Below are 18015 nucleotides of genomic sequence, written 5' to 3'. Positions count from 1 at the left end.
CTGCCCTGATACGGACCCGTTTGCCGAGGAGCCTGCCGATGAGCCTGAACGACGACGATCTTCGCAAGGCGCGCGAGCAGGCCTCCGTCCTGGCCGACGCGCTGCCGTTCCTGCGCCGTTACGCCGGCGACACCATCGTCATCAAGTATGGCGGGCACGCCATGGGCGATGCGACGCTGGCGGAGGCGTTCGGCCACGACGTGGCGCTGCTGAAGCTGGTCGGCGTGAACCCGGTGGTGGTGCATGGCGGCGGTCCGCAGATCAACAGCATGCTCGACCGGCTGCAGATCAAATCGTCCTTCGTGGACGGTCTGCGCATCACCGATGCCGCGATGGTGGACGTGATCGAGATGGTTCTGTCCGGCTCGGTGAACAAGCAGGTGGCGGCGCTGATCAACCGGGCCGGTGCTCTGGCGGCGGGCATCTCCGGCAAGGATGGCGGCATGATCCGCGCCACCAAGCTGACACGCACTGTGCGCGATCTCGACAGCCATATCGAGCGTGCGCTGGATCTGGGTTTCGTCGGTGAGCCTTCGGCGATCGACACTCGCATCCTGTATGCGCTGTCGGGTTCGGGGGTGATCCCCGTGATTGCGCCGGTCGGCATCGGCGATGACGGCCAGACCTACAACATCAACGCCGATACCGCCGCAGGCGCGGTCGCGGGTGCGCTGAACGCGACCCGCCTGCTGATGCTGACCGACGTTCCGGGCGTTCTGGACGAGAACAAGCAGCTGATCCCCGAATTGTCGGCGGAGGAAGCGCGTCGCGGCATCGCCAGCGGCATGATCTCCGGCGGTATGATCCCGAAGGTCGAAACCTGCCTCGAGGCCGTGAAGGCCGGGGCACGCGCCGCCGTGATCCTGGACGGCCGCGTTCCCCATGCCTGCCTGCTCGAATTGTTCACCACGGGCGGTCCGGGGACGCTGATCCGCGCCGGCTGACGCGGATCAGCCCGCGGCGAGAAGGCTCAGTTGCCAGGCCATTTCGCCGCGACCCATGGATGCGCCGCCATCACGATCGGGGCGCACGGCCGAAGACGGCGGCAAACCCAGCAGCAGCACCTGCAACAGCACGGCGGTCCGTGCCGAGTAGCCGGCACGCCAGGACAGGGCCAGAACGGAGCGCGGATCCAGCCGCTCGATCGCGCAACGGACCAGGGCCAGTTCCATGGCCGAATGCGCCGACAGAAGACGAATCGCCAGATCGTGTTCGCCCTGTCGCAATGCCGAGATCATCGCCGCTTCGGGCGTGGGCGATGGAGAGGCGATGAGCCGCGTTTCCGCCTGATCCGCCGACCGGCCGGCACCGTGCAAGGCGAACCCGGATTCGAGCGTCAAGCGGCAGGCCGACCGGAGTGCGTCGTCCAGGGCGGCCGGCCGTTGCGGTGTGCAGAGAGCGTCCAGCGCGGCTTCGCGTGTCATCGGGTCCTGACCGGCCGACAATTCCAGCAAGGCGCGACGCTCGGAAGCGACCTCCGGGGACAGCATGGAGACGATCACGTGCCTGGGCAGAGCGGCGACGACCTGCTCCGTCAGTTCCGCCCGCACCGATGGAGCGGGGATCATCGCCGCGCGCGCCGAGGGTTGGAGGCGACTGAGACGGTCCTCGATCTCCTGCTTGCATATGGCCACCACCTGCGCGTCGAGCGCGCTCGACAGCCGTTCCCTGACCGCGCGACGCAGGGCCGACTCGCGCGGCGAACGCGGAGCGGGGCCGTTTGCGGCTTGTTTGCCGCGTGTGAGATGCGGGCTGTTCTTCACTGCCTGCCCCCCGCCTTCCGACTGCATGACCGGCATCGCGGGAGATGGGGCGCGCCGTTTCTGGGCACGGCCGACCAGAACCGTGCTCATGCGGAAATATCCTCGTTGTAGAAATGCCAGCGCCCACCACCCGCGAGTTTTATAGCGCTCAGGGCTGCGTGGGTTTGTTCCAGCAGGGTTTCGACGCTTTCGAACGATCGCGCCGTCCGGCTGGTGAGCCCGATGGAGAAGCGCAGGCTCAACGCCGTCTCCTGCTCTATGGTGATCCCGGCCTTGCACAACCCTTCCGCACGCTCCGCCGCGGCGAACTGATCCGCGCCATCGAGCCACAGGGCGAACAGATCGCCGCCGAGGCGTGCGGCCAGATCGGTCGGGCGTACGGCGTCGCGCAGAAGAATGCCCGCGGAGCGCAGCACGGCGTCGCCGGTCTCGAAACCGTGCTCACGGTTCACGGCTTCGAACCGATCGAGTCCCACCAGCATCAGCGTGGCGAACAACCCTTCCGAATCGAGCCGCTCGAAACGTCGCTCGACCTGATGGATGAAGCTGTCGCGCGTCAGAAGACCCGTCAGCGCATCGACTGAGGACTGGCGCGCCAGCTCCCGCTGCACCTGATCATGCTCCAGAACCGCGCCGAAGCTTTCCAGCACGCCCGCGGCGAGGGCTTCGTCCGAGGCGCTCCAGCCGCGCCCGGTTTCCCGCCAGATCGCGAGGATCACTGGCTCCGAATAATGGGTGGCTATGGCGGAAAGCAGCACCTGCCGGCCGAAAGCCTGTTCCACGCGCGACCACGGTGCCGTACCGGCGCTGGCGGCGGCACGGCACACGGCGATCACCTCCTGATCCTCCGTCGGCAGCGTTTCGCCGGCACGGTGCAGAACGCCCATGGGGTGACGGCCGGCCTCCGCCGCGGCCTGCGACGTTCTGCCGTCCATACCGAGGATCACCGCGCCATAACCGCCCAGCGCTTCGAGAAGCTGGTCCAGGCCCAGGCGGATCATCATGTCCGGCAGCACGGCGCGCCGCATCGCCCGGTTGATCGCGGCGACCTGGCGGAAGGTCTGCAACTGTTCGGCCATGCCCTGCAGGCGCAGTTGGGTTTCGGACACGTCCAGGATCGCACCGGCCATGCCGGTGATCTCGCCCGCCGCGTCGCGGATGGGGAGGGCGGAGATCAGGACGGCGGCGACGCCGCCATCGCCGCGCTTGATCCAGGCCCGTTTGCGTCGCACCGGAGAGTCCGCCCGGAACGGGTCGAACGCGGTCTCGTCCGGCCATTCCAGCAGGGCGCTGCTGTTCCGGCCCAGAAGCTGCGCCTCTGTCCAGCCGAACGCACCGGACGAGACCATGGAGAACCGGCCGTCGGCGCTGGTCTCGAAGCACAGATCGAACCCGAGCTCGGCCATGCCGCGCCAACGGGCCCGGCTGGCCGCCAGAGCGTCGAGAACCGCCCGATTGGGCGGCATGTCGCCGCGCCAGGAGCCATTGGCGGGAATCGTCGCGAACGTCATGGGTGTCGTACTCGTCTCCATCTCCACCCACTGTTCCTCCGCAAGCGTAAACGTTTAGTGAACGGGGCCGTCGAATCAATCAAACGTTCTCGCGAGCCGGAGGCCGTCCTTCGGCGTAGGGTTCGCAGGCGGCGCCGCGTTGACAAGCCACCGCGGCGGAAAGCATGGTCCGCACCGTCTCATCAGCCGGATTTTACATGACGCACGACGCCCTCCGCGCCCGTATCGAACAGCTGTGGGAACAGCGCGCGGCCCTGTCTTCGGCCACGAAGGGCGCAGCGCGGGACGATGTCGACGCCGTGCTGAGCACGTTGGACAGCGGCGAAATGCGTGTCGCGACGCCGAACGAGGGTGATGCCGGCGGCTGGACGGTCCACGAATGGCTCAAGAAGGCGGTTCTGTTGTCGTTCCGCCTGAACGACAGCGTGCCGATGCCGGGTCCGGGCGGCGCGCCGGTGTTCGACAAGGTCCCGGTGAAGTTCGAGGGCTGGGACGCCGCACGCTTTGCCGAGGCCGGCTTCCGCGCGGTCCCGGGCGCCGTGGTGCGGCGTTCCGCCCATGTTTCTTCCGGCGTGGTTCTGATGCCATCCTTCGTCAATGTGGGCGCCTGGATCGGCGCCAACACCATGATCGACACCTGGGCCACGGTGGGCTCCTGCGCGCAGATCGGCGCCAACTGCCATATCAGCGGCGGCGCCGGCATCGGCGGCGTCCTGGAGCCGTTGCAGGCCGCGCCGGTGATCATCGAGGATGATTGCTTCGTCGGCGCCCGGTCGGAAGTGGCCGAGGGCGTGATCGTGGAGCGGGGCAGCGTCCTATCGATGGGTGTGTTCCTGGGCGCGTCCACCAAGATCGTCGATCGCACCACTGGTGAGATCTTCATGGGCCGTGTGCCGGCCTATTCGGTGGTGGTTCCGGGCACGCTTCCGCCGGCCAGCGGCGACCGGACCGCGCCGTCCTTGGCCTGCGCCGTGATCGTGAAGCGCGTGGACGCCCGCACCCGCTCCAAGACCTCCATCAACGAGCTGCTGCGCGACTGATGGCGGACGTGGCCGACGTCCGGCGCTCGGCCGATCCGTCCTATGCGCTGCGCCTCGCGCAAGGGCTGATCGCCTGCCGGTCTGTGACGCCGGCCGATGACGGCGCCCAGGGCCTGCTGACGGACGAGCTGGAGCGGCTCGGCTTCACCGTGACGCCGCTGCGGTTCGGCACCACGCCCAATCTGTTCGCCCGGATCGGCACCGGCGCGCCGCATCTCTGTTTCGCTGGCCATACCGACGTAGTGCCGGCCGGCAATGCGGTCTGGACCGTCGATCCGTTCGCCGCCCAGGAGCGGGACGGTGTGCTGTTCGGCCGCGGCGCCTGCGACATGAAGGGCGCCATCGCCTGTTTCATCGCCGCCGCCGCCGACCGTCTCGCGTCCGGTCCGCTGGACGGCTCGCTGTCACTGCTGATCACCGGCGACGAGGAAGGGCCGGCCACCGACGGCACGGTGCGCGTGCTCGACTGGATGCGCGACCACGGCCAGATCCCGGATTTCTGTCTCGTCGGCGAACCCACCAACCCGTCCGCGCTCGGCGACTGCATCAAGATCGGCCGTCGCGGGTCGCTGAACGCCCGCATCGAGATCCATGGCGTGCAGGGCCACGTCGCCTATCCGCATCGCGCCGACAATCCGGTGCATCGCCTGCTGCGCATTCTGAGCGATCTGACCGCCGCCCCGCTGGACGCCGGCAGCGACGCGTTCGAGCCGTCCTCGTTGCAGGTCACCAGCGTCGATGTGGGCAACCCGGCCACCAACGTGATCCCGTCCCGGGCCTCGGCAATGCTCAACATCCGCTTCAACGACCGTCATACCGGCCGCTCGCTCGGCGAGATGCTGCGGCGCGTCTGCGATGCGCACGCGCCCGGTGCCGGACTCGACATCCGCATCAGCGGCGAATCGTTCCTGTGCGAGCCGGGCCGCGAGATCGCGGCGTTGCGCCGGGCCGTCCGGACCGTCACCGGCCGCAACCCGTCGCTGGACACCGGCGGCGGCACCTCCGATGCGCGGTTCATCGCCCGCTTCTGTCCGGTGGCGGAGTTCGGTCTGGTCGGCGCCTCCATGCACAAGGCGGACGAGAACGTTCCCCTGGCCGATCTCGCCGCCCTGACCGCCATCTATCGCGCACTGATCGGGGACCTCCTGCCCGACTCAGGCGGAGACGCCACGCCATGATCTCGCCGCCGCCGTCCCGCCCTTCCGGTTCGCCCGGCCGTCGCAGCCGCGCCGGTCAGGTCGTGCGCGGCCTGCTCCTGATCGGGACCGGGCGCGCCGAGGGGCTCAGCTGTTTCGGCAACGGGCGCGAGGCGTTTCTGGGCGCGCTGACCCCGCCGCTGGCGTTTCTGCTCGTGTATGCCGGCGCGATGCTGCTGGCGAAGCCGTCCCTCGCGGCGCTGTGCGTGGTCTTGCTGTTCCTATGCGGCATCCTGCTGCCGCCGGTGCTGTCGCATCTGATGGCGACGCTGTGGAAGCGCACGGCGTTGTGGCCCCGCTACGCCACCGCCTCCATCTGGACCAATCTTCTGCTGCCGGTGGCCTATCTGCCGGCCATCGTGCTGGCCTCCGTCGCCATGACGTTCGGCGCCGATCCGCGTGTCGCCACCACCGGGGCGTCGCTGCTGTTTCTCTTCTATGCGCTCTGGCTGCAATGGTTCGTGGCGTGGCGTGGCCTGAACCTGTCGCCGTTGCGGGCCGTGCTCACGGTGCTGGTTGTCACGGGCGTCAGTTCCGCCGTGTTCGCGATCGGCATGCAGCCCTTCATGGGGCTGCTGACGAGCGTTCAGCCCGCCCCCTGATCCGAACCGTTCCCGAACGGATCGACCGGATAGCCCACCGCCATCAGCGCCAGACCGTCGGCGGGCGAGGTCGGGCCGGCGGCGGCGCGATCGCGGGCGGCCAGCGCCAGACCGACGCGCTCCGGCGCCCAGTCTCCGGTGCCGACCAGCTTCAACGTGCCGACCATGTTGCGCACCTGATGATGCAGGAACGAGCGCGCCTCGGCATGGATCTCGACGATCTCGCCCTGCCGGATCACCTCCAGCCGGTCGAGGGTGCGGACGGGGCTGTTGGCCTGACAAGCGCTGGCGCGGAACGAGGTGAAATCGTGCCGGCCGAGCAGATGCGACGCGCCCTCCGCCATGCGTCCGATGTCGAGCGGCTGACGCACATGCCACACCGTGCCCGCCTCCAGTCCCGGCCGCGCCGAACGGTTCAGGATGCGGAACAGATAGCGGCGCCTGTTGGCACTGAAGCGCGCACTCCAGTCCGGGGCGACCTGAGCGGCGTCCAGCACCACCACCGGGTGCGGCTTCATGTGGAAGTTCAGCGCATCCCGCAGCTTCGCGGCGGTCAGGGCGCCGGCGGGGAGGTCGAGATGCGCCACCTGGCCGCGCGCATGCACGCCGGCATCGGTGCGACCGGCGACGATGCTCGCCACCGGAGCTCCCCCGGCGAGCCGGCTCGCCGCCGCTTCCAGCACCGCCTGCACGGACAGCCCGACGGCCTGTCGCTGCCAGCCCACGAACGGGCCGCCGTGATATTCGATCCGCAGCGCCCAGCGATCGGTGGGGGCGGGCACCGTCTCGCTCACGTGAAGACCGATCCCGCCGGAACCGCGCGTCCGCGCAGGAACGCGTCCGCCTCCATCATCGCCCGGCCCGGCGCCTGGAGCCGGTCCAGACGCAGCGCGCCCTCGCCGCAGGCGATCAGCAGCCGGTCGTCCAGGGCGGTGCCGGGTGGGGCCGCGTGCCGGACGGCGACGGGCGTGACATGGCCGATCTTCAGCGACACGCCGTCCAGCGTCGCGCTGGCGCCGGGCCAGGGCGTCATCGCCCGCACGCGACGGTCCAGCGCCGCCGCGGCTTGTGTGAAATCGAGCCTGCCGTCGGCGCGGGACAGTTTCGGCACCAGGGTCGCCAGGGCGTCGTCCTGCGGGACCGGCGTGCCGGGATCGGCCAGCTCCTGCACGATCAGCCGGGCGCCGAGCGCGCTCAGACTGTCGTGCAGCATCGTCGCGTCGGTGTCGGCATGGATCGGCACCGCTTCCGCGCGCAGCATCGGGCCGGTGTCGAGTCCGGGGTCCATCTGCATGATGGTGACGCCGCATTCGGTGTCGCCGGCCAGGATCGCCGCCTGGAACGGCGCGGCGCCTCGCCAGCGCGGCAGCAGGCTGGCATGGATGTTCAGGCAGCCGCGGCGCGGCGCATCGAGCATGGCGGCAGGCAGGATCAGCCCGTAGGCGACCACCACCCCGGCATCGAGATCGAGCGCCCGGAAGAACGCGTGTTCGGCTTCGTCGCGACGCAGACGTTCCGGCGTGCGCACCGGGATGCCCAGACGCTCCGCTTCGCGCTGGACGGGAGAGGGGGTCAGGACATGGCCGCGCCCGGCTGGCCGTGGCGGCTGGCTGTAGACGGCGACGATCTCGTGCCCGGCCTCGTGCAGGGCGCGCAGCGCCGGGACGGAGAAGCCTGGCGTGCCCATGAAGGCGAGGCGCATGGCCGGATCAGCCCTTCGCCTTCATCTCTTTGGCCAGCCTGCGCATGATCATGTTGCGCTTCAGCGCCGACAGGTGATCCACGAACAGAATGCCGTCGAGATGGTCGATCTCGTGCTGGAAGCAGGTGGCGAGCAGGCCGTCGGCCTTGATCTCGCGCCTGACGCCGGTCTCGTCCTCGAAGCGCACCGTGACGCCCTCGGGACGCACCACCTCGGCATACTGGCCGGGCAGGGACAGGCAGCCTTCCTCGCGCGCGGCGAGCTGTTCGCTTTCCGCGACGATCTCCGGATTGATCAGCACGATCGGCTCGCGCACGTCGTTCTCGTGCAGATCGACGATGCAGAAGCGCAGATCGATCCCCACCTGCGGCGCGGCCAGACCGATGCCGGGCGCCTGATACATCGCCTCGAACATGCGCGGCAGCAGGTCGGTCAGCATGGCGCGGTCGTCCGGGCGGACCAGACGGGTCTTGCGTCGCAGAACCGGATGCGGCGCGACCAGGATGCCGATCGGCTCGATGGCGGGGCGGGTGGCGGCGTCGGGAGTGATCTCGGTCATGCGCGCGATGTAGCGAGCGCGCCCGCCCGGCGCCAGGGTCGATTCGTGGCGAGCAAAGCGGGGTCCGGGGCCCGGCGCGGTCGAGCGGGCGCTTGCAGCCGCGTGCGGGGACGGCCATATCGGACGGGCAGGGCGCTTCGGGCCCCGCTTCTCGTCGTCTCGCTCGCAGGAGGAGGCCCCATGTCAGGACGCCTGTTCGCTTCGCCCATGTTTCTCGGCTTCGACCATCTCGAACAGATGCTGGAGCGCGCCTCCAAGACATCGGCCGAGGGCTATCCGCCCTACAACATCGAACAGGTCGCCTCCGGCCTGCGCATCAGTCTCGCGGTCGCCGGCTTCTCGATGGACGAGCTGCAGATCACCCAGGAAGACAACCAGCTGGTGATTCGTGGCCGTCAGGCCGACGATTCCCAGGGGCGCGTGTTCCTGCATCGCGGCATCGCCGCGCGCCAGTTCCAGCGCGCTTTCGTGCTGGCGGAAGGGATCGACATCACCGGCGCCTGGCTCGACAGCGGCCTTCTGCATATCGATCTGGCGCGTCCGCAACCGGAAGTGCGTGTCAAACGCATCGAGATCGCCAAGGCGCCCGAGCGCGTGAGGGAGGATGCGCGTCCCGTCGCGACCGAGATGGTGCGCGCCCGCCCGGCCCGGGTGATCCGCGCCACTCCGGTTTCGGACGACTGAACGCTCCGGCGTTCACCGCTCGTTCATCGTTGCACCCTAGAATGGCCGGCGCCGCGCCTGTCGCGGCCTTGGCCTGGGGAGTCTGATCATGACCGTCTTCGCCCATCAGCGGCGCCCCAGGCGCGGAACGCGTCTGGCGCACGGCATCTCCACACGCGAGCTGGCAGCACTCGGCATGTCGCAGCTCGCCTATATCAAAGCGGTGACGGTGGATGGCGAGGAAGCCTTCGCGATCCACGCCGCCGATGGAACGCCGATGGCGCTCACGGACGACCGCGACGTCGCCCTGGCGGCGATCCTGCAGCACGAGATGGTGCCTGCCCTGATCCACTAGATCCTGGTCCGACGGATCGGGATGGCCGGACAGAACGAACGATCCGATCCGCGGGGATCGGACCCCGGCTTCCGGCGAGCGGCCGTTCGCGTCAGTTCGGAAGGGCGCCGTCCGGATCGAGCCAGCCGACATGGCCGTCGGCGCGGCGATACACGACGTTGATCCCGCCGCTGCAGCTGTTGCGGAACATCAGCACGGGGCGATCGGCCAGATCGAGCTGCATCACCGCTTCGCTGACGGTGAGGGTGGCGATCTGGGTTTCCTGTTCGGCGATGATGGTGGCGTAGGTGCGCTGCGCCACCCCGCCCGGCTCCTCCGCCGGCTCTTCCTGACGCAGGATGTATTGGCGCCCCACTTCCGGGCCGCGACGCTGCGCCAGATCGCGCGCATGGTCGTTCACGCGGCGGCGATAGCGGCGCAGGCGCTTGGCGATGTGCTCGGCGGCGTCGTCGAACGCGCCGTGCGCGTCGGTCGCTTCGCCCTCGCCGCGCAGCACAAGTCCGCGACCGGCATGCACGTTGATGTCGCAAGTGAAGAAGGAGCGGGCGCGGCCGAAGGTGACGTTGGCCTCCAGCGCCCGGTCGAAATACTTCTCCGCGATCAGATCGAGATGATGTTCGACGCGCGATCGCAGCGCATCCGAAAGATCGATCTGTTTTCCGGCGACAGAAATGTTCATGCGGTTCCTCCGGTCCGGGTTAACGGCCGTGCCGCATGGAGTTTCACGCGGAGGCCGACTTCTCGCGCTTGCGCTGCACGGAACTTGGTATACGAAGCGCGTCTCGATATTTGGCCACCGTTCGGCGGGCGATGTCCACGCCCTCCTTGCGCAAGGCCGTAACGATCGCGTCGTCGGAGAGGATCGTTTCGGCGGTCTCCGCCTGCACCATGCTGCGGATTCGGTGACGTACCGCTTCCGCACTATGGGTTTCGCCACCGCCGGTCGCGTTGATCGCGGTGGTGAAGAAGTATTTAAGTTCCAGAAGACCGCGCGGCGTGGCGATGTATTTGTTGGCCGTCACCCGGCTCACGGTGCTCTCGTGCAGTTCCACTGCCTCGGCGATGTCGCGCAGGATCAGCGGGCGCAGATGGCCGACGCCGTGCCGCAGGAACCCGTCCTGCTGGCGCATCACCTCGCTCGCCACCTTCAGGATGGTCTGGGCACGCTGGTGCAATGAGCGGACCAGCCAGTTGGCGCTCGCCAGCTTCTCCGACAGGAACTGCCGGTCGCCCTTCGGGGCCTTCAGGGAGATGCGGGCATGCAGCGCTTCCGAGACCAGCAGGCGCGGCATGGTTTCCGGGTTCAGTTCCAGAATCCAGTCGCCGTTCGGCGCCGGCCGCATCAGCACATCCGGCACGATCGGCTGCGGCGGATCGTCGTCGTGACCGGCGCCGGGCTTTGGGTCGAGGGCGCGGATCTCGTCGATCATGTCGGCGAGATCGTCGGCATCGACGCCGCAGAGCGTTTGCAGACGTTTCAGCTCGCGCTTTGCCAACAGCTCCAGATTGTCCAGCAGCGCCGCCATCGCCGGGTCGAGCCGGTTGCGCTCGGCGAGCTGCGCCGCGAGGCAGCCGCGTAGGTCGGGCGCGAACAGGCCGACCGGGTCGAACCGCATCATCTGCGCGCGCACGGCGGCGACACGCTCGACCGCGACGCCCATCGCACCGGCGATCGCCGCATCCTCCACGGACACGCGCCCGGCCCCGTCCAGCAGGGCGATCAGATGCGCGCCGATCAGCCTGTCCACCGGGTCGGCGATGTTCAGCCGCAATTGTTCCGCCAGACGGTCGCGCAGAGGCGGGGCATCGGCAACCAGCAGCGCCACCCCGTCCAGCCCGTCGGCATCCGCAGGGGCCGAGCCGCCGGTGCGTTCAGGGCCGCCGATGCTGTCGGACGGTTCGTAGATCGGCGCGTCGAAGGGTTCGGCGTGATCGGAATCGAGCGGCGACTGGGTGGCGAGCGTGTCGCCGCGCAGGATCTCGTCGGTGCCGCCCTGAACCAGTTCCTCCGCGCGCGGATCGGTGCGCTGGTCGAGCGCCGCGCGCTCGAGCGGAATATCCTCGCGCTCGTCGCGTTCCAGCAGCGGATTGCGTTCGAGTTCTTCCTCGACGAAGGCCGCGACTTCCAGATTGGAGAACTGCAGAAGCTTGATGGCCTGACGCAGCTGCGGCGTCATGACCAGACCCTGAGTCTGCCTTAGCTCCAGTCTTGGTCCGATCGCCATGAGGCGAAGGCTACAACGAAAATCTTTCTCCGAGATATACGCGGCGCACGTCTTCGTGAGCGACCACCTCGTCCGGCACGCCCTCCATCAGCAGCTTGCCGCCATGCATGATGTAGGCGCGGTCGATGATTTCCAGCGTCTCGCGGACGTTGTGGTCGGTGATCAGCACGCCGATACCGCGATGCTTGAGATGCGACACCAGATCGCGGATCTCGCCCACGGCGATCGGGTCGATGCCGGCGAGAGGCTCGTCGAGCAGGATGTAGTTCGGCTGGCTCGCCAGGGCGCGGGCGATCTCGAGACGGCGGCGTTCGCCGCCCGAAAGGGCGAGCGAGGGGGACCGGCGCAGATGGGTGATGCCGAACTCGCCCAGCAGCCCGTCCAGCATGCTGTCGCGCTTGTCCGGGTCCTGCTCGACCACCTCCAGCGCCGCCATGATGTTCTGCTCGACGTTCAGGCCGCGGAAGATGCTGGCTTCCTGCGGCAGGTAGCCGATGCCGAGGCGGGCGCGTCGATACATCGGCAGCTGGGTGATGTCGGCGCCGTCCAGGCTGATGGAGCCGGTATCGGGCTGCACCAGACCGACGATCATGTAGAAGGTGGTGGTCTTGCCGGCGCCGTTCGGACCGAGCAACCCGACCGCCTCGCCGCGTCGCACGCTGATCGAGACGGCCTGCACGACCTCGCGCTTCTTGTAGGTCTTGCCGACGGCGTGGGCGTGAAGGCCTTCCTCCATCGTCCCGCCGGCTCCGTTGGTCGCAGCGCTCATTTCGGCGTCTTTCCTCCGGCCTCGGGGCCCTTGCTGGCGCCGCCGCTGTCGTTCGGCACGATCAGGCCCTGAACGCGTGCGCCGGGGTCTTCGGTCATGGTGGCGAGGCCGGTCTTCATGTTGACGATGGCGGCGGCACCGTTGAGCTGGTTGGGGCCGCGCGTGATGTGAACGTTGCCGACGATCCGGGCGATGCCGGTATCGGGCACATACACGCCGCGATCGCCGCGCACGGTCTCGGTGGCGGTGCGGACCACGACGTTGCCGAAGGCGTTCACCTTCTCGAGCTTGCCCGAGCTGCCGATCGGGTCCTGGCCGGGTGCCGTGGCGGGCTGGCCGTTGGCGGGTGCGGCGGGCTTGGGCGCGGCCGGTGTCTGGGCGGGCGGCGCGCTGTAGCCGACCAGCACGTCGGCCTTGATCTTGCGGCCGTCATTGGTGGTGACGGTGGCATCGCCGCGACCGACCGACATGCGCAGGTTGGGCCAGTATTCCATCTGGTCGCGCGCGGTCAGCAGGTCCTGCGGGGTGATCATGTGCAGGTCGTGGCCGGTCATCACCATCACGCCCTTGTCGATGTCGTAGAGCGCGTGGTCGCCGAAGGCCTGCTGGGTGGCGGTGAAGATATGCACGTGTCCGACCGCTTCCAGACGATAGATCTCGTTGGAGCCGCTATCGTCGCCCGGCATGCCGGTCTTGGGCGCGCCGGTCGGGTTCTCCGGCGTGGGCGCGACCGCGTCCGTCTTCTTGTCGTCGGCGGGGGGCGGGGTCTTGCCGGGCGGGGTCGCCTTCTTGCGGTAATAGGCGATCAGCTTGTCGGCGGTCACGGTGACGCCGCCGCGCACGGCCTGCGCATCCTTGAAGGCGGTGACGGTCTGCGCGTTCTGGTTCCAGTCGAACCCGCCCAGGGCGGTGACCGTCACCTGCCCGCCATGCGACAGGTCGATCTGCTGCGCCGCCGCCGGGTGCGGCAGCAGGCAGGCGGCGACGATGCCCAGAACGCCGAGCGGCGCCCAACGGCCGGCCCGAAAAATGGGGATCATCGCTTGGCTCCGTTGGCGGTCGGCGGTGCGGGGGGCGCGGTTTTCGCCGGGGCGGGACCGCGGGCGATCTTGTCGTCGTTCAGCACGAGGCGGCCGGGGCCGCGGAACTGCGCCAGACCGTCCTTCTGGGACAGGAGATAGCTTTGCGCGTCGAGCTGGCCGAACGGTCCTTCGGCATGCACCCAGTCCGGCGACGCGACGATGCCGCGCTTGAGGTCGATATCCGCCACCGGGCCGGTCATCATGATGCCGTCGTCGCGATACAGCAGCACGTTGCCCTGAAGATCGAGCTGCTGGCCGTGCTGCAGATACACGCCCTTGTCGCCGCTGACCCTGATCCAGCTGCCGCCGCTGCCGAGCGTGTCGGCGATCGGATTGCGCAGATTGATCCGATCGCCGCCGTCGTTGCCGCTGGCGGACGCGGGCGCCGCGCCGGGGGCACGGGCCTGGACCGCATCGTCGGCGGTAATGGTGAAAGGCTGGTTATGGGAGTCGAGGCCGCGATAGCGGGCGCCGATCATGTGGCCGCTCTGCACCTTCACCCGCCCTGCGGCGTTCATGCCCATACGCGCGGCGTTCATGGAGCGGTCCAGTTCCGGCCAGGCGGCGATGGAGCCCAGCAGCAGAAGCGCACCCGCGGGCAGGGCGTATTTGGTCCAGCGCAGCAGGCGGCGACGGCGGGCGATCTGGCCGGCATCGGGCGCCCGGCGCGCGCCGGCGGACCCCGCGCCCACGCTCAAGCGCCGGCGTGCGATCTCGGCGCTGGGGGCATCGGCATCGCGGTCGGGGGGCAGGCTCATGCGGCCGGTCGCTCCGGACGATCGCCGATCCTGCCGGGCGCCGGCGAATAAGTTTCATCGTGTAATGAAAGCAAGCACGAAGCTCCGCAGGCCGACCGCCAAGGCGGGACTGTATGGGCAGCAGGTCGGCACCCGTCAACTCGCCGGCCGGGACGGGAGACGGGGGCGGCCGCGATCAGTGGGCGAAGATGTCGGGCTCGTCATAGCCGAGCAGATCGAGCCGCGCCCGGGCCGGCAGGAAGCGGAAGCATTCCTCGGCCAGTTCGAGACGGCCTTCGCGCACCAGCAGCCGCTCCAGCTTCGCCCAGAGCGCGTGCAGATGCAGCACGTCGGAGGCGGCGTAGGCGAGCTGTTCGGGGGTGAGGTCGGGGGCGCCCCAATCGGAGATCTGCTGCTGTTTGCTCATGTCGACGCCGAGCATCTCGCGCGACAACTGCGCCAGGCCGTGACGGTCGGTGAAGGTGCGAACCAGCTTGGCGGCGATCTTGGTGCAGCGGACCGGGGCCACGGTGATGCCCAGCGCATGCTGGAGGATGCCGACGTCGAAGCGAGCGAAATGCATCAGCTTCACGACGCCTGGGTCGGACAACAGCTTTTTGAGATTGGGGCAGTCGGCGCCCTGGGGGCCGCGCGTGCCGCCGAGGCGTTCGGGGACGATCTGTACCAGATGCGCCGTGCCGTCGCCGGCCGAAAGCTGCACCAGACACAACCGGTCGCGATGGGGGCGGAGGCCCATGGTCTCGGTATCGACGGCGACGGAGGTGCCGAACGACACGTCGTCGGGGAGATCGCCGCGATGGAGATGGAGGGTGGCGTTGGGCATGAACTGCGTGATGCTCAACGATATTTTGCCGTGTCTGGGAGGGGGGACGGGCGGGCCGGCGTTTCCGCCGGCCCATCGCCGAACCTTGGTGCCCAGGAGAAGACTCGAACTTCCACGACCTTTCGGCCACAGGTACCTGAAACCTGCGCGTCTACCAATTCCGCCACCTGGGCTCAGGGAGCAACCGCCGTGTTCGTTCCGAGGAACCGGACCACCGCGGGTTGGTGGCGGCGTTTTATGGTCGGGCGAGGGGGCCGTCAATGCCCCTCGTTGCAGATTTTTGAAACGCGCGCCGATCCCGTGTGCGCGGCATCCGTTGCGGCTTGAGGGCGGCCAGGGGCTCCCATACTGTTGGAACCAGACGGTGTTGAAGAAGAGAGAGACATGGCAACGCGCAGCGTAGCGACGGTATTCGGCGGCACTGGCTTTCTGGGCCGCTATATCGTGCGTCGTCTGGCGGCGGACGGACATGTGGTGCGCGTGGCCGTGCGTCATACGGCACCCGCCAACGACCTCCGCCCGTTCGGCCGCGTGGGGCAGGTCGTGCCGCTGTCGGTGTCGATCCACGATGACGAGGCCGTCGCCCGTGCCGTGGAAGGCGCGCAGATCGTCGTGAACCTGGTCGGCATCCTGGCCGAATCGAAGCGCGGCGATTTCGATCGGGTGCATCGCGACGGGGCGGCGCGAATCGCGCGTCTGTCTGCGGCGGCCGGGGTGGAGCGTCTGGTGCAGGTCTCGGCGATTGGCGCGGATGCGAACAGCGACAGCGCCTACGCGCGGTCCAAGGCGGCGGGCGAGCAGGCGGTGCGGGAGAATTTCCCCAACGCGACCATTCTGCGCCCGTCCCTGGTGTTCGGGCCGGAGGATTCGTTCTTCAACCGCTTCGGCGCGATCGGCCGGATTTCGCCCTTCATGCCGGTGTTCAGCGGCGATACGCGGATGCAGCCGGTCTATGCCGGCGACGTGGCGGATGCGGTGCGGGCGGTGACGCTGCCCGGCGCGCCGTTCGGCGGTACCTACGAGCTGGGCGGGCCGCGCGTGTGGACCTTCCGCCAGCTGCTCGGCTGGATGATGCGCGAAATGCGTCGTCGCCGTCCACTGATCAACGTGCCGGGCGGGATCGCCTCGCTGCAGGCGAGCATCCTGGAGCGCCTGCCAGGCAAGATGCTGACGCGCGACCAGCTTCGCATGCTGGGGCATGACAATGTGGTGGCGCCCGGTGCCGCGGGTCTGGAGGCACTCGGCATCGTGCCGACGCCGGTGGAGCTGGTGGTGCCGTCCTACCTGCAGCGCTACCGTCCGGGCGGCGGAAAGAAGGAGCTTCCGGTGTGATAGGTCCGTTTCGGACCTATTAAGCGACGCTTTCGGAACGTTTTCGTGAGAAAATTGTAAGAAACCTGCCGATAGGACAGTTCTGCTGTCTTTTATGGTCGGGGTGGATTCTTTAGGTCGATGACGCGCTCTTTTTCGGGCGCGTCGCCCACCGGAAGGGAACGCCCATGGCCGAACGCATGCTGCAATTCGTCTCGGTCGAGCAGCACCAGCCCGACAAGCGCAAGGCGGCCGAGCGCACCCACGATTTCGACGAGATCTACGAGGATTTCGCGCCGAAGCGCGCCGAGATCCAGGCCAGCCGCTGCTCGCAATGCGGCGTGCCGTTCTGTTCGGTGCACTGCCCGCTGAACAACAACATCCCCGACTGGCTGAAGCTCACCGCAGAGGGCCGTCTGCAGGAAGCGTACGAGATCAGCGCGGCCACCAACAACTTCCCCGAGATCTGCGGCCGCATCTGCCCGCAGGACCGTCTCTGCGAAGGCAATTGCGTGATCGAGAAGGGCTTCGAGAGCGTCACCATCGGCGCCGTGGAGCGGTTCGTCACCGACAATGCCTGGGAGCAGGGCTGGGTGAAGCCGATCTCGCCGCGCCATGAGCGTGCGCAGTCGGTGGGCATCGTCGGCGCGGGACCCGGCGGGCTCGCCGCAGCGGAGCAGCTTCGCCGGCTGGGCTACCAGGTGCATGTCTACGATCGCTACGACCGCGTCGGCGGGCTGATGATCTACGGCATTCCCGGCTTCAAGCTGGAGAAGGACATCGTTCTGCGCCGCCACAAGCTGCTGGAGGACGGGCGCATCGCGTTCCATCTCGGCAAGGGCATCGGTGCCGAGGACAGCGACACCGAGATCGCGTTCTCGACCCTGCGTGCGCGTCACGACGCGGTTCTGCTGGCGACCGGCGTCTACAAGTCGCGGGCTCTGGGCGGGCCGGGATCGGGGCTGAACGGTCTGGTGAAGGCGCTGGACTACCTGACCGCCTCGAACCGGCGTTCGCTCGGCGACCAGGTGCCGGATTTCGATAGCGGCGAGCTGGATGCGCGCGGCAAGAACGTGGTGGTGATCGGCGGCGGCGACACGGCGATGGACTGCGTGCGCACCGCAATCCGCCAGGGTGCGAAATCGGTGAAGTGCCTGTATCGGCGCGACCGGGCCAACATGCCGGGCTCTCTACGCGAGGTGAAGAACGCGGAAGAGGAAGGCGTCGAGTTCGTCTGGCTGGCGGCGCCGGATTCGTTCCTGGGCGACGACGCGGTGACCGGTGTGCGTGCCTCGCGCATGAAGCTCGGTCTGCCGGATGCGACCGGTCGGCAATCGGTGGATCCGGTGGAGAACAGCGCGTTCACGCTCGAGGCCGAACTGGTGATCAAGGCGCTCGGTTTCGATCCGGAGCCGCTGCCGACGATCTGGGACCAGCCGGAGCTGGAAGTGTCCCGCTGGGGGACTTTGAAGGTGGGGCATAAGAGCTTCATGACGAGCCTGCCCGGCGTGTTCGCCGCGGGCGACATCGTGCGCGGCGCCAGCCTCGTGGTGTGGGCGATCCGTGACGGGCGCGACGCCGCCGAACAGATGCATCTCTGGATGGAACAGAACGCCAAGACCGCTCAGGCGGCGGAGTGACCGAGATGGAGGATGA

19 protein-coding genes and 1 tRNA gene are annotated in these 18015 nt (G+C 68.4%); 8 read left to right on the top strand and 12 right to left on the bottom strand.

Translation table 11 applies throughout. From position 1 onward, the window contains the following. Positions 1–38: 38 nt before the first annotated feature. On the top strand, positions 39–944 hold the full coding sequence (gene argB, locus ACZ5BM_RS02745; RefSeq protein ID WP_498909819.1) for an acetylglutamate kinase: 906 nt from the start codon (positions 39–41) through the stop codon (positions 942–944). A 6-nt stretch (positions 945–950) separates the two neighbouring features. On the opposite strand, the gene ACZ5BM_RS02740 is transcribed toward argB, so the two are convergent. Continuing rightward, entirely contained in the window at positions 951–1853 is a 903-nt protein-coding gene (locus ACZ5BM_RS02740) for a hypothetical protein (RefSeq protein WP_498909818.1), read from the bottom strand. After that, positions 1850–3274, bottom strand: a complete 1425-nt coding sequence (locus tag ACZ5BM_RS02735; protein ID WP_498909816.1) for a sensor domain-containing diguanylate cyclase — start codon at positions 3272–3274, stop codon at positions 1850–1852. Before ACZ5BM_RS02735 ends, ACZ5BM_RS02740 begins: the two co-directional genes overlap by 4 nt. A gap of 197 nt (positions 3275–3471) precedes the next feature. Here ACZ5BM_RS02735 and dapD point away from each other — a divergent pair, with 197 nt between their 5' ends. From dapD to ACZ5BM_RS02720, 3 genes are read left to right on the top strand one after another with little or no spacing between them, the layout of a single operon-like run. Beyond that, the gene (dapD, locus tag ACZ5BM_RS02730; protein ID WP_498909814.1) at positions 3472–4314 is read left to right on the top strand and encodes a 2,3,4,5-tetrahydropyridine-2,6-dicarboxylate N-succinyltransferase; all 843 of its coding nucleotides are present in this window, start codon (positions 3472–3474) and stop codon (positions 4312–4314) included. Continuing rightward, a complete protein-coding gene (dapE, locus tag ACZ5BM_RS02725) occupies positions 4314–5492 on the top strand; it encodes a succinyl-diaminopimelate desuccinylase (protein WP_498909813.1) in 1179 nt (392 codons plus the stop codon). The genes dapD and dapE overlap by 1 nt, the downstream gene beginning before the upstream one ends. Beyond that, positions 5489–6112: a hypothetical protein gene (locus ACZ5BM_RS02720; protein WP_498909811.1), complete on the top strand. Its 624-nt coding sequence runs from the start codon at positions 5489–5491 to the stop codon at positions 6110–6112. Before dapE ends, ACZ5BM_RS02720 begins: the two co-directional genes overlap by 4 nt. Here ACZ5BM_RS02720 and truA read toward each other — a convergent pair. From truA to def, 3 genes are read right to left on the bottom strand one after another with little or no spacing between them, the layout of a single operon-like run. After that, complete coding sequence (truA, locus tag ACZ5BM_RS02715) at positions 6097–6906, bottom strand: tRNA pseudouridine synthase A (protein WP_498909809.1); 810 nt, start codon at positions 6904–6906, stop codon at positions 6097–6099. The genes ACZ5BM_RS02720 and truA overlap by 16 nt on opposite strands. Continuing rightward, positions 6903–7814, bottom strand: a complete 912-nt coding sequence (gene fmt, locus ACZ5BM_RS02710) for a methionyl-tRNA formyltransferase (protein ID WP_498909807.1) — start codon at positions 7812–7814, stop codon at positions 6903–6905. Before fmt ends, truA begins: the two co-directional genes overlap by 4 nt. Positions 7815–7821: 7 nt before the next feature. After that, positions 7822–8373 carry a peptide deformylase gene (gene def / locus ACZ5BM_RS02705; RefSeq protein ID WP_498909806.1) on the bottom strand — a complete coding sequence of 184 codons (552 nt, stop codon included), beginning with the start codon at positions 8371–8373 and terminating at the stop codon, positions 7822–7824. A 180-nt stretch (positions 8374–8553) separates the two neighbouring features. On the opposite strand from def, the gene ACZ5BM_RS02700 reads away from it, so the two are divergent. Then, entirely contained in the window at positions 8554–9057 is a 504-nt protein-coding gene (locus tag ACZ5BM_RS02700; RefSeq protein ID WP_498909804.1) for an alpha-crystallin domain-containing protein, read from the top strand. Between the two features lie 88 nt (positions 9058–9145). Then, positions 9146–9391, top strand: coding sequence for a DUF1150 family protein (locus ACZ5BM_RS02695; protein WP_498909802.1), 246 nt, complete (start codon positions 9146–9148; stop codon positions 9389–9391). Between the two features lie 91 nt (positions 9392–9482). On the opposite strand, the gene hpf is transcribed toward ACZ5BM_RS02695, so the two are convergent. The 7 genes from hpf to ACZ5BM_RS02660 all read right to left on the bottom strand — a co-directional run bounded on the left by hpf (position 9483) and on the right by ACZ5BM_RS02660 (position 15221). Beyond that, positions 9483–10070 (bottom strand): ribosome hibernation promotion factor, encoded by a 588-nt coding sequence (gene hpf, locus ACZ5BM_RS02690; protein WP_498909800.1) that lies wholly within the window; start codon positions 10068–10070, stop codon positions 9483–9485. 43 nt (positions 10071–10113) lie between these two features. Next, positions 10114–11616 (bottom strand): RNA polymerase factor sigma-54, encoded by a 1503-nt coding sequence (gene rpoN / locus ACZ5BM_RS02685; RefSeq protein ID WP_498909798.1) that lies wholly within the window; start codon positions 11614–11616, stop codon positions 10114–10116. Positions 11617–11626: 10 nt separating this feature from the next. Then, the gene (gene lptB, locus ACZ5BM_RS02680) at positions 11627–12385 is read right to left on the bottom strand and encodes an LPS export ABC transporter ATP-binding protein (RefSeq protein ID WP_498909797.1); all 759 of its coding nucleotides are present in this window, start codon (positions 12383–12385) and stop codon (positions 11627–11629) included. Beyond that, positions 12382–13425 (bottom strand): LptA/OstA family protein, encoded by a 1044-nt coding sequence (locus tag ACZ5BM_RS02675; RefSeq protein WP_498909796.1) that lies wholly within the window; start codon positions 13423–13425, stop codon positions 12382–12384. The genes lptB and ACZ5BM_RS02675 overlap by 4 nt, the downstream gene beginning before the upstream one ends. After that, the gene (gene lptC / locus ACZ5BM_RS02670) at positions 13422–14225 is read right to left on the bottom strand and encodes an LPS export ABC transporter periplasmic protein LptC (protein WP_498909794.1); all 804 of its coding nucleotides are present in this window, start codon (positions 14223–14225) and stop codon (positions 13422–13424) included. Before lptC ends, ACZ5BM_RS02675 begins: the two co-directional genes overlap by 4 nt. A 175-nt stretch (positions 14226–14400) precedes the next feature. Further along, entirely contained in the window at positions 14401–15048 is a 648-nt protein-coding gene (locus tag ACZ5BM_RS02665; RefSeq protein WP_498911456.1) for a ribonuclease D, read from the bottom strand. 86 nt (positions 15049–15134) lie between these two features. Next, positions 15135–15221 (bottom strand) — tRNA-Leu (locus ACZ5BM_RS02660). Between the two features lie 211 nt (positions 15222–15432). Between ACZ5BM_RS02660 and ACZ5BM_RS02655 the strand changes: the two genes are divergently transcribed. Together ACZ5BM_RS02655 and ACZ5BM_RS02650 are read left to right on the top strand one after the other, a co-directional pair. After that, positions 15433–16380 (top strand): complex I NDUFA9 subunit family protein, encoded by a 948-nt coding sequence (locus tag ACZ5BM_RS02655; protein ID WP_498909793.1) that lies wholly within the window; start codon positions 15433–15435, stop codon positions 16378–16380. Between the two features lie 167 nt (positions 16381–16547). Next, complete coding sequence (locus tag ACZ5BM_RS02650) at positions 16548–17999, top strand: NAD(P)-dependent oxidoreductase (RefSeq protein ID WP_498909792.1); 1452 nt, start codon at positions 16548–16550, stop codon at positions 17997–17999. Positions 18000–18015: the final 16 nt, after the last annotated feature.

The organism is Lichenicola sp. GTC18331 (assembly GCF_055386855.1).
The sequence above is the reverse complement of the archived record's forward strand: the minus strand, read 5'-3'. Positions and strand labels throughout refer to the sequence as shown.

Bases quoted from the DNA above. Each gene is read 5' to 3' on its own strand.
- argB (WP_498909819.1), top strand. From the start codon at position 39: ATGAGCCTGAACGACGACGATCTTCGCAAGGCGCGCGAGCAGGCCTCC.
- ACZ5BM_RS02740 (WP_498909818.1), bottom strand. From the start codon at position 1,853: ATGAGCACGGTTCTGGTCGGCCGTGCCCAGAAACGGCGCGCCCCATCT.
- ACZ5BM_RS02735 (WP_498909816.1), bottom strand. From the start codon at position 3,274: ATGACGTTCGCGACGATTCCCGCCAATGGCTCCTGGCGCGGCGACATG.
- dapD (WP_498909814.1), top strand. From the start codon at position 3,472: ATGACGCACGACGCCCTCCGCGCCCGTATCGAACAGCTGTGGGAACAG.
- dapE (WP_498909813.1), top strand. From the start codon at position 4,314: ATGGCGGACGTGGCCGACGTCCGGCGCTCGGCCGATCCGTCCTATGCG.
- ACZ5BM_RS02720 (WP_498909811.1), top strand. From the start codon at position 5,489: ATGATCTCGCCGCCGCCGTCCCGCCCTTCCGGTTCGCCCGGCCGTCGC.
- fmt (WP_498909807.1), bottom strand. From the start codon at position 7,814: ATGCGCCTCGCCTTCATGGGCACGCCAGGCTTCTCCGTCCCGGCGCTG.
- def (WP_498909806.1), bottom strand. From the start codon at position 8,373: ATGACCGAGATCACTCCCGACGCCGCCACCCGCCCCGCCATCGAGCCG.
- ACZ5BM_RS02700 (WP_498909804.1), top strand. From the start codon at position 8,554: ATGTCAGGACGCCTGTTCGCTTCGCCCATGTTTCTCGGCTTCGACCAT.
- ACZ5BM_RS02695 (WP_498909802.1), top strand. From the start codon at position 9,146: ATGACCGTCTTCGCCCATCAGCGGCGCCCCAGGCGCGGAACGCGTCTG.
- hpf (WP_498909800.1), bottom strand. From the start codon at position 10,070: ATGAACATTTCTGTCGCCGGAAAACAGATCGATCTTTCGGATGCGCTG.
- rpoN (WP_498909798.1), bottom strand. From the start codon at position 11,616: ATGGCGATCGGACCAAGACTGGAGCTAAGGCAGACTCAGGGTCTGGTC.
- lptB (WP_498909797.1), bottom strand. From the start codon at position 12,385: ATGAGCGCTGCGACCAACGGAGCCGGCGGGACGATGGAGGAAGGCCTT.
- ACZ5BM_RS02675 (WP_498909796.1), bottom strand. From the start codon at position 13,425: ATGATCCCCATTTTTCGGGCCGGCCGTTGGGCGCCGCTCGGCGTTCTG.
- lptC (WP_498909794.1), bottom strand. From the start codon at position 14,225: ATGAGCCTGCCCCCCGACCGCGATGCCGATGCCCCCAGCGCCGAGATC.
- ACZ5BM_RS02665 (WP_498911456.1), bottom strand. From the start codon at position 15,048: ATGCCCAACGCCACCCTCCATCTCCATCGCGGCGATCTCCCCGACGAC.
- ACZ5BM_RS02655 (WP_498909793.1), top strand. From the start codon at position 15,433: ATGGCAACGCGCAGCGTAGCGACGGTATTCGGCGGCACTGGCTTTCTG.
- ACZ5BM_RS02650 (WP_498909792.1), top strand. From the start codon at position 16,548: ATGGCCGAACGCATGCTGCAATTCGTCTCGGTCGAGCAGCACCAGCCC.